We start from the raw sequence: 14,950 nt of genomic DNA on the forward strand, positions 1-14,950 counted from the left end.
AGTCTGGGCAGGCGGGGATGGGAGAGGGGGGCGGAGCGGCGGCAGGCGTCGGACATGGCGTTCGGCGCGCAGCTTAGGGGCCCGCTGTTCGGAGCGTCAAGCAAAGCGGCGGTGATCTGCGGGTAAGCCCTGGGCGTATTTACATCCGGGCACCCGCCTTACGGATTTGATCAAGGGTTAATACCGAATTGGACCACAGCCGGGTGCCGCCGAATGTTTCCGATCGTGTGTGGCGGCCGCCGAGTGGCTCGCCCGGCGGCAGCATTTCACGCCGGGTGATGTCGAGTGCCGCGCTGGGCCGGTCAGCCTCTCGTCAGTCCCCGACCATGAAATGCGCGGGCATTCTCTCCTCGCGCATTGGAGCCCGCCGCATGGCCACCGACTACGCCCAATTCCACCAGCGCTCGATTGCCGAGCGCGATGCCTTCTGGGCCGAGCAGGCCAAGGGCATCGAATGGCAGCGCGCGCCGCAGCAGATCTGCGACTACAGCAATCCGCCCTTCGCCCGCTGGTTCGTCGGCGGCCAGACCAATCTCTGTCACAACGCGGTGGACCGCCATGCGCGCGAGCGGCCGGGCGAGAACGCGCTGATCTGGGTCTCGACCGAGGTCGGCGAGGAGCGAATCTACAGCTTCGCCCAGCTGCAGGCCGAGGTCGAGTGCATGGCCGCGATGCTGCGGGAACAGGGCGTGACGCAGGGCGACCGGGTGCTGATCTATATGCCCATGATCCCGGAGGCGGCCTTTGCGATGCTGGCCTGTGCGCGCATCGGCGCCATCCACTCGGTCGTGTTTGGCGGCTTCGCCAGCGGCAGCCTGGCCAGCCGCATCGATGATGCCGAGCCGGTGCTGATCGTCAGCGCCGATGCCGGCAGCCGCGGCGGCAAGGTGATTCCGTACAAGCCGCTGCTGGACGAGGCCTTGCGGCTGTCCCGCCACCAGCCGCGGCGCGTGCTGCTGGTCGACCGCGGTCTGGCGGCGATGGACAAGGTGGCCGAACGGGATCTCGACTACGCCGAGCTGCGCCGCCGCCATGCCGGTGCGCGCCTGCCCTGCGTCTGGCTCGACGCGACGGCGCCCAGCTACACGCTCTACACCAGCGGCACGACCGGCAAACCCAAGGGCGTGCAGCGCGATACCGGCGGCTATGCCGTCGCGCTGGCGGCCAGCATGCAGCACATCTTCGGCGGCCGCGCCGGCGAGACCTTCTTCTCGACCAGCGACATCGGCTGGGTCGTCGGCCACAGCTATATCGTCTACGGGCCGCTGATCGCAGGCATGGCGACCATCATGTACGAGGGCCTGCCGACGCGACCCGATGCCGGCATCTGGTGGCAGCTGGTCGAGCGCTTCAAGGTCAGTCTGATGTTTAGCGCGCCGACCGCCGTGCGGGTGCTGAAGAAGCAGGATCCGGCCTACCTGAGCAAGTACGACCTGAGTTCCTTGCGCGCGCTGTTCCTGGCCGGCGAGCCGCTGGACGAGCCGACCGCGCGCTGGATCGCCGACGCCTTGGGCGTGCCCATCGTCGACAACTACTGGCAGACCGAAACCGGCTGGCCCATCCTCTCGCTGGCCAACCATCTGCCCGGCGTTGCGCCGCGCGCCAGCAAGTTCGGCTCGCCCGGCATGGCCATGTACGGCTACCAGGTCAAGCTGCTGGACGAGAACAGCGGCGAGGAGCTCGCCGAGCCCAACCGCAAGGGCGTGCTGGCGATCGAGGGCCCGCTGCCGCCGGGCTGCCTGCAGACCGTCTGGCGCGACGATGCGCGCTTCGTCTCCACCTACTGGTCCAGCATCCCCGGTCGCCAGGTCTATTCGACTTTCGACTGGGGCCTGCGCGATGCCGACGGTTATTACTTCATCCTCGGACGCACCGACGACGTGATCAATGTGGCCGGCCATCGGCTCGGCACTCGGGAGATCGAGGAAAGCATCGCCGGCCATCCGAACGTGGCCGAGGTCGCCGTCGTCGGCGTCGCCGATGCGCTGAAGGGCCAGGTCGCGCTGGCCTTCGCGGTGCTGAAGGATCCGTCCCAGGCGGCCACGCCCGAGCTGGCCCTGCGCCAGGAGGGCGAGATCATGAAGGTCGTCGACCAGCAACTCGGCGCGCTGGCGCGGCCGGCGCGGGTGCGCTTCGTCGGCGTGCTGCCCAAGACCCGTTCGGGCAAGCTGCTGCGCCGCGCGATCCAGGCGGTGGCCGAGGGCCGCGATCCGGGCGATCTGACGACGATCGAGGATCCCGCGGCGCTGCAGCAGATCCGCGAACTGCTGGCCGGCTGAGCGCGCTTGATCCCTCGCGATCGGCAGTCCGTCGCAAGCGCGGCCTGCCGCCGCATTCCCGCGGCACAATCCGCGCGCATGCCCGCGGCATCCGGCCGCGGCAAGGACAAGACCGCAAGAAACGGAGTGAGACGGATGAAGACCAAGACCCTGTTGTCGGCCGCCTGCCTGGCCGTGCTGGCCGCCGGTGCGATCGCGCAGACCATGCCGGCGCCGGCGTTCCCCAAGTTCAAGTCGGCCGACGAGATCAAAGCGCGCTGCGACGAAGGCCTGGCGGCGACGAGCAAGCAGCTGGCCGCGCTGGAAGGCCGCGCGGTCGACGCCGGCTGGATCGCCGCCTACGATGCCTTCTACGCGGCCGCGGAGGACGCGCAGAACTCGATCGACTTCCTGCAATACGTGCACCCGGACAAGGCGCTGCGCGATGCGGCCCAGGCCTGCTCGCTGCGCTGGGCCGACTTCAATTCCAGCCTGAAGCAGAACGAGAAGCTCTACCAGGCGATGAAGGCCGCACCGGCCGCCGATGCGATCGAGCGCGAGCTGCTGCGCGTGGCGATCGGCGACTTCGAGGACGGCGGCGTCGCGCTGCCGGCCGCCAAACGCGAGCGCGCAAAGAAGATCCTCGACCGCATCACCGAGATCGACCAGCAGTTCAACAAGAACATCCGCGAGGCCGGCGTCAAGGTGGCCTTCAGCGAGGCCGAGCTGAAAGGCGTGCCCGAGAACGTCTGGAAGAACGCCAAGCGCGACGAACAAGGCCGCTATGTGCTGGGTGTCGACTATCCGAGCTATGTGCCGGTGCTGCAGTCGGCCGAGCTGGGCAGCACGCGCGAGAAGATGTGGTGGGCCAAGGTCAACGAGGGCGGCGACGCCAACCTCAAGCTCCTGCACGAGATCGCGAGCCTGCGCCATGAGTACGCGGCGCTGTTCGGCTTTGCCAACTATGTGGACTTCAATCTGCGCCGCAAGATGGCCAAAGACGGCAGCACCGCCTGGAAGTTCCTCGACGAGGTCAAGAGCACCGTGATCGAGGGCGAGCGCGCCGATCTGGTCGAGCTGCGCGCGGCCAAGGCCAAGCACCTGGGCACGCCGCTGGCATCGACCGAGATCAAGCGCTGGGACGCCAGCTACTACTCCGAGCGCCTGCGCCGCGAGCGCTACAGCGTCGACCAGGAAGCCTTCCGCCCCTACTTCCCGCCGGAGCAGACGCTGGCCTTCGCCATGCGCGTGATCGAGAAGCTGATGGGCGTGCGCTATACCAAGGTGGCCGCCGAGCTCTGGCATCCTGAGACGCAGGCCTATGTGGTCAGCGATGCGGCCAGCGGCAAGCCGATCGCGCAGATGTATGTCGACCTCTACCCGCGCGAGGGTAAGTACAACCACGCGGCGGTCTGGTCGCTGCGCGGCAGCAGCAGCAAGCTCGGCCGCACGCCGGTGGCGGCCCTGGTCGTCAACTTCGACCGCAAGGGCCTGACCATCGACGAGGTCGAGACCCTGCTGCACGAGTTGGGCCATGCGGTGCACAACAATCTGTCCAATACCCGTTATGCGGCCCAGGCCGGCACCTCGGTGATGCAGGACTTCGTCGAGGCACCGTCGCAGATGCTGGAGGACTGGGTCTTCGACAAGAAGGTCCTGAAGTTGATGAGCGAGGTCTGCGCGAGCTGCAAGCCGGTGCCCGACGCCATGGTCGACCAGGCGGTCAAGGCGAAGAACTTCGCCAAGGGCACGCGCTACGGCCGCCAGCATCTGTACGCCAGCTATGACCTGGCCCTGCACGGCCCGGTCGTGCCCGATCCGCTGGCCCTGTGGGCCAAGATGGAGGGCGAGACGCCGCTGGGCCACGAGAAGGGCAGCAAGTTCCCGGCCGGTTTCGCGCACCTGACCGCGCAGTACGGCGCCGGCTACTACGGCTATCTGTGGAGCCTGGTGCTGGCGATGGACCTGCGCACCGCCTTCAAGGACGACAAGCTGAGCCCCGGCATCGGCCTCGACTACCGCAACAAGGTGCTCGGCCAGGGCAGCCAGCGTCCGGCGCCGGAACTGGTGACGGACTTCCTCGGCCGCGACTGGAACTCCAAGGCCTTCTTCGAGGATCTGCGCAAGCAGTAAGCAAGCCGCCATCCGCTGGGCCACCCGCTCCAGCGCAGCAAAACGCCGGTCATCGACCGGCGTTTTGCTTCGTGCCGGGGGTGCGTGCGCTTTCACCGTCGGCGAAAGCTGTTCTCCGAACTTGGTCATTCCCAGCAGCGGGCGATGTCCGAACAATCGGCCCGCGAGCCCCCGCTTTGCCAACCGACACCAGGAGACGTCCGATGACCGCTATCCGTCGCCATGCCGCTGCCGCCGCCTACCTGCTGGCCGCCTTGCTCGTCCCCGCCGGCCCGGCGCGAGCCCAGGACAGATACCCGAGCAAGCCGGTCACGGTGATCGTGCCGCAGGCGCCGGGCGGGGCCAACGACACGATCGCGCGCATCGTTACCCAAAAGCTCGGCGAGGCGCTGGGCCAGCAGTTCATCGTCGACAACAAGCCGGGTGCCGGCGGCAATATCGGCACGGCCGCGGCGGCCAAGGGTAAAAATGACGGCTACACGCTGATGCTGACCGTCAACAGCGCGCATGTGATCAATCCAACGCTGTACAAGAGCGTCGGCTTCGACCCGATCAAGGACTTCGAGCCGATCACGCCGGTGGCGACGGCCGGCTATGTGCTGGTCGCGACCAACAGCTTTGCGCCGAAGAACGTCAGCGAGTTCGTCGCGGCGGCCAAGGCGGCGCCGGGCAAGTACACGATCGCCTCGGCCGGCAACGGCACCCTGAACCACCTGATCGGCGAGATGCTGGGCAAGGCGGCCGGCATCGAGCTGACCCATGTGCCCTACAAGGGCGCCTCGGCCGCGGTGACCGATCTGGTCGGCGGCCAAGTGCAGCTGAGCGTGCAAAGCCTGCCCTCGTCGATCTCCTTCATCAAGAGCGGCAAGCTGAAGGTGCTGGGCGTGGTCAACGAGAAGCGCGTGTCGGCGCTGCCCGACACGCCGACCATAGGCGAGACCATCAAGGGCTTCGGCTCCACCCCCTGGTACGGCCTGTTCGCGCCGGCCGGCACGCCCAAGGCCATCGTCGCGCAGCTGCATGAGGCGGTGGCCAAGGTGCTGGCCATGCCCGAGACCCGGGAGAAGCTTGCCGCCGTCGGCTGCGAGCCCTTCCTCGCCACCAGCGAGCAGTTCGCCGCCCTGGTCAAGGATGAGCTGCCGAAGTGGGCCAAGATCGTTAAGGACAGCGGCGCGACGGTGGATTGAGTCTAGCCTCTTGGTGTTGTTAGTAAAACTACATTCCAGGGATGCCAAGACCAGCAAATGCCAGTAAGGCAGGGCTATGACTGCTGTGGCCGGTAGAAAGTCACAGGGATTCCACCAGCTTTCGCTTGTAGTTTTGCTTCAATAGCATGCGCACACCTTTGAAGGAGTGCTGACATGCAGGCATGGGCAGACGGTTTCGCGCGCCGGGCGCGACGGGTGATGGCTTTGGCGGCGCTGGGCGTCAGCGGGCTGTTGATGACGGGCTGCGGCGGCGGAGCCGACGCGCTGCAGCAGGCAGGCCGCATCGGGCCCGCCGACTCGGCCGGCGACGGCGGCGTCGAGTTGCTGGCCGGCGTGCCGGCGCCGCAGGAGCAGCCGCGCGCCAGGATCGCCGCCGCCGCCACGCCCGGCGCACCGGCCACCTCGCTGCGCATCCACTACCGTCGTAATAGCGGCGACTACGGCGGCTGGCAGATCCACACCTGGAATGCCGCCCAGAGCCCGAACTGGAACGGCGGCTGGAACGCCTCGGGCAGCGACGACTTTGGCGCGTACTACGACGTGCCGCTGGCGTCGGGCAGCGGCACGGTCGGCTTCCTCTTCCACAAGGGCGATGACAAGGACAACGGCGGCGCGGATCAGAGCTATGTGCTGCAGTCCGGCGCCAACGAGATCTGGCGTCTGCAGGGCGACGGCACCAACTACGCCAGCAACCCGCTGCTGCTGCCGGTGCCCGATATCAAGACCGTGCGGGTGCACTACAAGCGCTTCGACGGCGCCTACAGCGCCTGGGGCCTGCATCTGTGGAACGGCAGCGGCCTGGACGTCTCGCGCCTGCCGGCCGGCCTGCAGATCGACCGCTGGAACCAGCCCGTCGCGCTGGCCGCCATGCCTGGCTATGCCAGCGGCGACGGCGAGCTCGTGTTCGACATCCCGGTGCTGAACCCGCAGGGTGACGTCAACCGCAAGGGCCTCGAGTTCATCATCCACGGCATGCCGCCCAACGAGAACGACAAGGATGGCCGCGACAACAATATCCGCGTCGAATACGGCGCGCTGACGGTGCAGAACCAGATCGGCCATATCTGGCTGCTCGAGCGCGACGCCACCGTCTACACCGCGCCGCCCGATCTGCGCCAGGTCTCCAGCACCGATGCGCGCGCGGTCTGGCTGAACAGGTCGCTGCTCAAGTGGCCGCGCATCGCGACCGCCGGCTCCGTGCGCCTCTACCACTCGGCCACCGGCCAGATCAGCGTCGCGCTCGATGCGCCGGTGCAGGGCGCCGATGGCTATATCACGCTCGATGCCTTTGGCGGCACGGTACCGGCCGCCGATGCGCAGCGCTTCAAGTACGTCGGCAGCGGCACCGTCTTCAGCGTGCGGGTGGCCGACATCGCCCGCCTGCCGGCGCTGCACCAGCAGCAACTGGTGCTGGTGCAGGAGGACGCCAATGGCAAGGTGCAGAACGCGACGACGGCCCAGGTCGCCGGCGCGCTCGACGATCTCTACGCCGCCGCCAACAGCGTGCCCGACCTGGGCGCGGTCGCCACGCCGGGCAGCACCAGCTTCAAGCTCTGGGCGCCGACGGCGCAGTCCGTGTCCCTGCTGCTGACGATGCCGATCAACGGCAATGCGCCGGTCGCCCGCAGCTCCATCGAACCGATGATCCGCGACGCCGCCACCGGCGTCTGGAGCCTGACGAAGAACGGACATCTGCAAGGCGCCAGCTACCGCTATCAGGTGCAGGTCTTCGTCAAGGGCGTGGGCCTGGTGAAGAACCTGGTCACCGATCCCTATTCGCTGGGCCTGGGCCTGGGCAGCCAGCAGAGCGTGGTCGTCGATCTGAACTCACAGCAGACCAAGCCGCAAGGCTGGGACCAGGATGCGCCGCCCGCGACGGTGGCCGCGCCTTCGGACATGAGCATCTACGAGCTGCATGTGCGCGACTTCTCGATCAACGACGCGACGGTGCCCGCCGCCAAACGCGGCAAGTACCTGGCCTTCACCGAGAGCGGCTCGAACGGCATGAAGCACCTGGCCGCGCTGGCCGCGGCCGGCCTGACCGATGTGCATCTGCTGCCGGTCTTCGACATCGCCAGCGTCAACGAGAAGAGCTGCGTGACGCCTTCGCCCAGCGGCGCACCGGACAGCGAATCGCAGCAGGCCACGGTGGCCGCCACCGCCGGCAGCGACTGCTTCAACTGGGGCTACGACCCCTGGCATTTCACGACGCCCGAGGGCAGCTATTCGAGCAATGCCAACGAGCCGCTGGCGCGCATCGTCGAGTTCCGCCGCATGGTGCAGGCGCTCAACGCGGCCGGCCTGCGCGTGGGCATGGACATGGTCTACAACCACACCAGCGCCTCGGGCCAGAACACGGCCTCGGTGCTCGACAAGATCGTGCCCGGCTATTACTACCGCCTCAACGCCGTCGGCGGCATCGAGCGCTCGACCTGCTGCGAGAACACGGCCGCCGAAAACCTGATGATGGCCAAGCTGATGCTGGACTCGGCCGTCACCTGGACGCGCGACTACCGCATCAGCTCGCTGCGCTTCGACATCATGGGTCACCATCCCCGCTCGGTGATGGAGGCGTTGAAGGCCCGCGTCGAGGCGGCGGCCGGCCGCAAGGTGCAGATCCTCGGCGAGGGCTGGAACTTCGGCGAGGTGGCCAATGGCGCGCGCTTCGTGCAGGCGGAGATGCTGTCGCTGAACGGCTCCGGCATCGGCAGCTTCAACCCGCTGATCCGCGACGCGGTGCGCGGCGGCGGCTGCTGCGACAGCGGCAACGCCCTCGTCGCCAACCAGGGCTATGTGAACGGCTTTTTCTACGACTCCAACGGCAGCAACGGCAACCAGAGCCGCGGCGAGCTGATGTGGCAGGCCGATCGCATCAAGGCCTCGCTGGCCGGCTCGATCCGCAGCTTCCAGATGCAGACCAGCTGGGACGCGAACCTGCGCCTGGAACAGATCGATGTGGGCGGCATCCCCGCCGGCTGGGTGCTGGAGCCGGGCGAGGTGGTCAACTATGTGGAGAACCACGACAACCTGAGCCTGTTCGACAACAATGCCTTCCGCCTGCCCGTGGCGACCTCTCGCGAGGACCGCGCCCGCGTGCAGATCCTGGCCAGCGCGATCAATGCCTTCAGCCAGGGCGTCGCCTACTTCCACGCCGGCGTCGACACCCTGCGCAGCAAGAGCCTGGACCGCAACAGCTACGACAGCGGGGACTGGTTCAACAAGCTGGACTGGAGCTACCAGGACAACAACTTCGGCGTCGGCCTGCCGCCGGCGCGCGACAACGCCGACAACTGGGCGCTCGCCCGCCCGCTGCTGGCCAATCCGCTGATCAAGCCGACGCCGGCCGACATCGCCTGGACCCGCGACGCCTTCCGCGATCTGCTGAAGATCCGCAAGAGCACGACCCTGCTGCGCCTGCGCACGGCGGAGGACATCAAGGCTCGGCTGACGTTCCTGAACACCGGCTCGGCGCAGGAGGCGACGGTGCTGGTCGGTCGCGTGAACGGGGTCGGCTATGCCGGTGCCCAATTCGACGAGCTGGTTTATCTGGTCAATGTCGACAAGGCGCCCAAGCAGCTGACGCTGCCGGTGCTGGCCGGCCATGCGCTGGAGCTGCACCCGGTGCACCAGGCCATGGGCGCTGCGGACCAGCGCGCGCGGCAGGCGCAGTTCGACCGTGCCAGTGGCAGCTTCAATCTGCCGGCCCGCACGGCGGTGGTCTTCGTTGCCCGCCCGGCGGCGGCGCAGTGAAAGCCCGGGTCATGAAGTAGGCGCTGCGAAGCGGTCGCCGTGGCGGCGGCCGCTCGCAGGATTCTCGGGCCCGGCCGCAGCCGCGATACTCGGCCGATGACCGCCGAGCTCGACCCGTCCACCCGTCGCTTCCTGCCCTGGGTCGTGGCGCTGTCCTTCTTCATGCAGACGCTGGACACGACGATCCTCAACACGGCGCTGCCGGGCATGGCGCGGGATCTGGGCGAGAACCCCTTGCGCATGCAGTCAGCCGTGATCGCCTACATGCTGACCGTCGCGCTCTTGATCCCGGCCTCGGGCTGGCTGGCCGACCGTTTCGGCACGCGCACGCTGTTCCTGTGGGCGATCGCGCTGTTCAGCCTGGGCTCGCTGGCCTGCGCGCTGAGTCCTTCGCTGAACCTGCTGGTCGCTGCCCGCGTCGTGCAGGGCGTCGGCGGCGCGCTGCTGGTGCCGGTCGGGCGGCTGGCCGTGCTGCGCGTCTTTCCGCGCGAGGAGTTCCTGCCGGTGATGAGCTTCATTGCCATTCCCGGCCTGATCGGCCCGCTGCTGGGCCCGACCCTGGGCGGCGTGCTGGTCGAGTACGTCAGCTGGCACTGGATCTTTCTGATCAATCTGCCGGTCGGCGCGATCGGCGTCTGGGCCAGCTGGCGCTTCATGCCGCAGCTCAGGCGCGCGGTGCCGGCCGCCTTCGACTGGATCGGCTATCTGCTCTTCAGCCTCGGCCTGATGCTGCTTTCGCTGGCGCTGCAGGGCCTGGGCGAGCATGTCGTCGGCACGGCCCTGTCCATCCTGCTCCTGATCGCCGGCAGCGCGGCGATGGCGGCCTACTGGCTGCATGCGGCGCGCAGCAGCCGGCCGCTGTTCGAGATGGCGCTGTTTCGCATCCCCAGCTACCGCATCGGCATCATCGGGAATATCTTCGCCCGCCTGGGCTCGGGCGCGACACCCTTCCTGACGCCGATGTTTCTGCAGCTGGGCCTGGGCTATGCGCCCAGCCAGGCGGGCCTGGCCATGATCCCGACGGTGCTCGGCGCGATGCTGACCAAGACCCTGGCGACCCGGCTGATCCAGCGCGCCGGCTACCGCCGCGTGCTGATCGCCAACACCCTGCTCTTGGGTCTGATGATCGCCAGCTTCGCGCTGATCGACGCGACGACCACGCCCTGGTCGCTGGCCCTGCACCTGGGCCTGTTCGGCATGATCAACAGCCTGCAGTTCACCGCGATGAACGCGCTGACCCTGGGCGATCTGGACGAGCACACGGCCAGCAGCGGCAACAGCCTGCTGTCGGTCGTCATGCAGCTGTCGATGAGCCTGGGTGTGGCCAGCTCCAGCCTCTTCCTGCTGCTGTTTTCCGGGACCAGCTTGCATGACGCGGCGCCGGCCGCGGTCTTGCTGCCGGCCTTTCATGCCACCTATCTGTCCGTTGGCGCGATGGCGGCCCTGGCCTCGTTCATCTTCGCGCAGCTGCGTCGCCACGAAGGCAGCAGCAAGGCGCAGGCAAGCACCTTCGGCGAGGAGTAGGGCGGCAGAGGGCGCACTGGCGGCGGGGTCACCGCGGCGGAGATTTCAAGCGCGCAGTTCACAATCGCCCGGCGGGGTTTTCCGCGCAGATCGAACAAGGAGTTGCGATGGGTCTGTTGGATTCCTTGCTGGGCGCGGCCCAGCAGGCGATGGGCGGCCAGACGGCCCAGCAGGGAATGCCCCAGGGGCAAGGCGGCGGGGTCGACTGGGCCGGCCTGATCATGACGCTGCTGGTGAACAGCCGCGGCGGCGCGGCCAGCGGCTTCGGCCAGGGCGGGCTGGGCAGCCTTGGCGCGCAGGGCGGTCTCGGTGCCGCGGCCGGCCTCGGCGGGCTGGGCGGCCTGCTGCAGCAGCTGCAGGCCGGCGGCCTCGGCGAGCAGGTGCAGTCCTGGGTCTCGACCGGCGCCAACCAGCCGGTCAGCGGCGATCAGCTGAGCGCCGCGCTGGGCATGGACGTGATCGGCGATCTGGCCCAGCAGGCCGGCGTCTCGCAGGCCGAGGCCAGCCATCAGCTGAGCCGCCTGCTGCCCGAGGTCGTCGACCGGCTGTCGCCGCAGGGGCAGCTGCCGCATGAGGACGACCTGGGCGGGCTGCTGGGTCAACTGCTGGGGCGCTGAACCCACTGGAGGCGGCGCGTTTCAGCGCCGCCAGTCGCCCTCGATGAAGCGCAAGACGCTGTCCTCGTGGTGCGGGCCGATCACCGCGTGGGCGAGCTGCTTCAGCTCCTCGATGGCATTGCCGACGGCGATGCCGCGGTGCGCGGCGCGCAGCATCGTGCGGTCATTGACATGGTCGCCGAAGACGACGATCTCGCGCTCGGCCAGGCCGTAGCGCTGGGCCAGGGTCTTGATCGCCTGGTCCTTGCTGGCGCGGCGGTCGTGCACGCTGAGCCAGGGCCAGCCGGGCAGGTAGAGGTCCTCGGCCAGATGGGTCTCGACCGCATCGCCGCACAGCGCCGCGATCTCGGCCTGCAGGGCTTGTAGCGGCTCGACGCGGTCGATGACGACGAAGGTGACGACCGGATCGGCCAGCTCGCGGGCGATGTCTTCGCTGCGCCGCAGCCGCGGGTCGGCGTTGCGCAGGCGCTGCTCGACGAAGGCCTGCTGGCCCTCGTTCTCGGCATCCTGGTAGAAGAGCCGGTCGCCCAGCGGGCCATGGGTGGCGGCGAAGGGCCGATGGCCCAGGCGGCGCATCAGCGCGTAGATGCCCTGGGCCAGCGCCGGCTCCATCGCATTGACCAGCTCGTGCCGGCCGCTGCGCATATCGCTGATATAGGCGCCGTTGGACGAGATCACCGGCAGCCGCAGCGGCAGGCCTTCGAGGATCTTGGCGATCGAGACCACATGGCGGGCGCTGGCCACGGTGAAGACCAGGCCTTCGTCAAGCAGGCGGGCGAGGCCCGCGCGGGTCCTTGCGGACAGCTGGGCCTGCGGATCGAGCAGGGTGCCGTCGAGATCGGAAACGTAAAGCGTCATGGCTGAATGAAAAACCCCGGGCCGCGGCCCGGGGTGTCGGTACGGCGGAAACGTTCAGAGAGCTTAGAGCACCTCGGAAGCGAAGTCCGCCAGGCGCGAGCGCTCGCCGCGCGCCAAGGTGATGTGGCCGCTATGGGCCCAGCCCTTGAACTTGTCGACCGCGTAGGTCAGGCCCGAGCTGCCCTCGGTCAGATAGGGCGTGTCGATCTGGGCCAGATTGCCCAGGCAGACGATCTTGGTGCCGGGGCCGGCGCGGGTGATCAAGGTCTTCATCTGCTTGGGCGTCAGGTTCTGCGCCTCGTCGATGATGACGAACTTGTTCAAAAAGGTGCGGCCGCGCATGAAGTTCAGGCTCTTGATCTTGATCTTGCTGCGCACCAGGTCGTTGGTCGCCGCGCGGCCCCATTCGCCGGCGGTGCCAGTGCCGCCGCGGGCCAGCACCTCGAGGTTGTCGTCCAGCGCCCCCATCCAGGGGCTCATCTTCTCTTCCTCGGTGCCGGGCAGGAAGCCGATGTCCTCGCCGACCGGCACGGTCACGCGGGTGACGATGATCTCGCTGTAGCGGCGGTCATCCATCACCTGGGACAGGCCGGCGGCCAGCGTCATCAGCGTCTTGCCGGTGCCGGCCGTGCCGGTCAGGGTGACGAAGTCGCAGTCCGGATCCATCAGCAGGTTCAGTGCGAAGTTCTGCTCGCGGTTGCGCGCGGTGATGCCCCAGACCGAATGCTTCTGGTTGCCGTAGTCCTTCAAGGTGCGCAGCACGGCCGTCTTGCCGGTGATCTCCAGCACCTTGGCGTAGAGCGGTGTCGCGCCGGGCGCCTCGAGGTAGACCAGTTCGTTGATCAGCAGCGTCGGCACCAGCGGACCGTTGATCCGATAGAAGGTGACGCCGCCCTGCTGCCAGCTCTCCATGGTCTTGCCATGGCGCTCCCAGAAGTCGGCCGGCAGCTGCTGGACGCCGGTGTAGAGCAGGTCCGAGTCTTCCAGCGTCTTGTCGTTGCGGTAGTCCTCGGCGGCCAGGCCCAGGGCCCGGCACTTGATCCGCATATTGATGTCCTTGGACACCAGCACGACCTCGCGCTCCGGCTGCTGCGCCTTCAGCGCCTGCACCACGCCGAGAATCTGGTTGTCGGCCTTGCCCTGGGGCAGGCCCTGGGGCAAGGGCATGTCGACCAGCTGGGTCTGGAAGAAGAGCTTGCCCAGCGCCTCGCGGTGGCCGGTGCCTTCCAGCGGCAGGCCCTTGGCCATCTCCTCGATGCTGCTGCTCTTCAGGCCGGCGGCCAGCGCGTCGAGCTCGCGGCTGACCTGGCGCACATTGCGGGCGACCTCGGTCATGCCTTTTTTGTGGCCGTCCAGCTCCTCCAGCGTGATCATCGGCAGGTAGATGTCGTGCTCCTCGAAGCGGAACAGCGACATCGGGTCGTGCATTAGCACATTGGTGTCGAGCACGAAGAGCTTGGGCGTCTCGGTGGCCGCGCGTCTGGGCGTCTTCGCGCGTGTCGCCTTTTCCAGCTTCGGCGCCGGCGGCAGGGCGGTGACGGCCGGCCGGCTGGCCGGGGCATACAGCGCCGGCGCGGCCGCGGAGGCCTGGGGCAGCGGGGCGCTGCTGGCCAGTTTCAGCATCGGCGCGCCATGGCTGGGCGGCGGCGCCGGGGATTTCGCAGCGGAGGGTTTGCGGGCGGGGTTCGGTTTGCTGACCGCCAGCGTCGTTTCAAAGGCAGAGGACTCGAGGCGGCTGGCGCGTTTGGTCGGGGCTTTGGGCAGTGGCATGTGTGGGGTGCTGCGGGCTGAAGTCACAAACTAGCCCGCGAGCCCCAAAAAAGCAAAAAGCCGCACAGACGGCTGTGCGGCTTGCTTCGATTGGGTGAACTTCCAGACTCTCGGGCATGGGCCCATTATGCATAAAGCGGCCGGCGGCATCGTGAGCGAAGTCCCGCGCGGTGCGAACGCAACAAAGCCGGTCGGGACGAAATCCGGACCGGCTTTGCGGTGATACTGGAACGCTCGGGCAGGGGCCCCGAGCCGGGCGTTCAGCCGATCAGGCCGCGGCCTTCAGCGACTTGACCGCCTTCAGCACCTCGTCCACATGGCCGGCGACCTTGATGCCGCGCCATTCGGCCCGCAGCACGCCCTGGGCGTCGATCAGGAAGGTCGAGCGCTCGATGCCCTTGACCTTCTTGCCGTACATGATCTTGTTCTTGACCACGCCGAACATATGGCAGAGCTTTTCTTCGGTGTCGGCGATCAGCTCGAAGGGCAACTCGAGGTTCTGCTTGAACTTCTCGTGCGAGGCCATATTGTCGCGGGACACGCCCAGCACGACGGCGCCGGCCTTGACGAAGTCCTTGTGACGGTCACGGAACTGCATCGCCTCGGTCGTGCAACCGGGCGTGTTGTCCTTGGGGTAGAAGTACAGCACCACGGCTTGGCCGAGGAAGGTGTGCGGTGTGAACTTCACACCGCCGGTGGCAAGAGCTTCAATTTCCGGGAGAGGTTTGTTGAGCGCTGGCGTCATGTGTCGTTCTGGAGATGATGTGCCCCGAGGGGGCAATAGCCAGCGATTATACGTCGAACAGCAATAGACCGATCCGCCACTTAGGGG

The 14,950-nt window shown here is 67.7% G+C and carries 9 protein-coding genes; 6 read left to right on the plus strand and 3 right to left on the minus strand.

Annotated elements, in window-relative coordinates:
• Positions 1-371: 371 nt before the first annotated feature.
• From QWJ38_RS06550 to QWJ38_RS06575, 6 genes are all read left to right on the plus strand, one after another.
• The gene (locus QWJ38_RS06550; RefSeq protein ID WP_290358255.1) at positions 372-2,279 is read left to right on the plus strand and encodes a propionate--CoA ligase; all 1,908 of its coding nucleotides are present in this window, start codon (positions 372-374) and stop codon (positions 2,277-2,279) included.
• Between the two features lie 135 nt (positions 2,280-2,414).
• Positions 2,415-4,391, plus strand: a complete 1,977-nt coding sequence (locus QWJ38_RS06555; RefSeq protein WP_290358256.1) for a M3 family metallopeptidase — start codon at positions 2,415-2,417, stop codon at positions 4,389-4,391.
• A gap of 203 nt (positions 4,392-4,594) precedes the next feature.
• Positions 4,595-5,578, plus strand: a complete 984-nt coding sequence (locus QWJ38_RS06560; RefSeq protein ID WP_290358257.1) for a Bug family tripartite tricarboxylate transporter substrate binding protein — start codon at positions 4,595-4,597, stop codon at positions 5,576-5,578.
• Between the two features lie 174 nt (positions 5,579-5,752).
• On the plus strand, positions 5,753-9,349 hold the full coding sequence (locus tag QWJ38_RS06565; RefSeq protein ID WP_290358258.1) for an alpha-1,6-glucosidase domain-containing protein: 3,597 nt from the start codon (positions 5,753-5,755) through the stop codon (positions 9,347-9,349).
• 96 nt (positions 9,350-9,445) lie between these two features.
• Positions 9,446-10,873 carry a multidrug transporter subunit MdtD gene (gene mdtD / locus QWJ38_RS06570; protein WP_290358259.1) on the plus strand — a complete coding sequence of 476 codons (1,428 nt, stop codon included), beginning with the start codon at positions 9,446-9,448 and terminating at the stop codon, positions 10,871-10,873.
• A 107-nt stretch (positions 10,874-10,980) separates the two neighbouring features.
• On the plus strand, positions 10,981-11,490 hold the full coding sequence (locus tag QWJ38_RS06575; RefSeq protein WP_290358260.1) for a YidB family protein: 510 nt from the start codon (positions 10,981-10,983) through the stop codon (positions 11,488-11,490).
• A 21-nt stretch (positions 11,491-11,511) separates the two neighbouring features.
• On the opposite strand, the gene QWJ38_RS06580 is transcribed toward QWJ38_RS06575, so the two are convergent.
• From QWJ38_RS06580 to QWJ38_RS06590, 3 genes are all read right to left on the minus strand, one after another.
• Positions 11,512-12,348 carry an HAD family hydrolase gene (locus tag QWJ38_RS06580; protein ID WP_290358261.1) on the minus strand — a complete coding sequence of 279 codons (837 nt, stop codon included), beginning with the start codon at positions 12,346-12,348 and terminating at the stop codon, positions 11,512-11,514.
• Between the two features lie 63 nt (positions 12,349-12,411).
• Positions 12,412-14,118 carry a PhoH family protein gene (locus tag QWJ38_RS06585; protein WP_290358262.1) on the minus strand — a complete coding sequence of 569 codons (1,707 nt, stop codon included), beginning with the start codon at positions 14,116-14,118 and terminating at the stop codon, positions 12,412-12,414.
• Positions 14,119-14,386: 268 nt separating this feature from the next.
• A complete protein-coding gene (locus QWJ38_RS06590) occupies positions 14,387-14,863 on the minus strand; it encodes a peroxiredoxin (protein WP_290358263.1) in 477 nt (158 codons plus the stop codon).
• Positions 14,864-14,950: the final 87 nt, after the last annotated feature.

This window comes from Roseateles violae (assembly GCF_030410485.1).
In the GTDB taxonomy this organism is placed as follows: domain Bacteria; phylum Pseudomonadota; class Gammaproteobacteria; order Burkholderiales; family Burkholderiaceae_C; genus Roseateles_D; species Roseateles_D violae.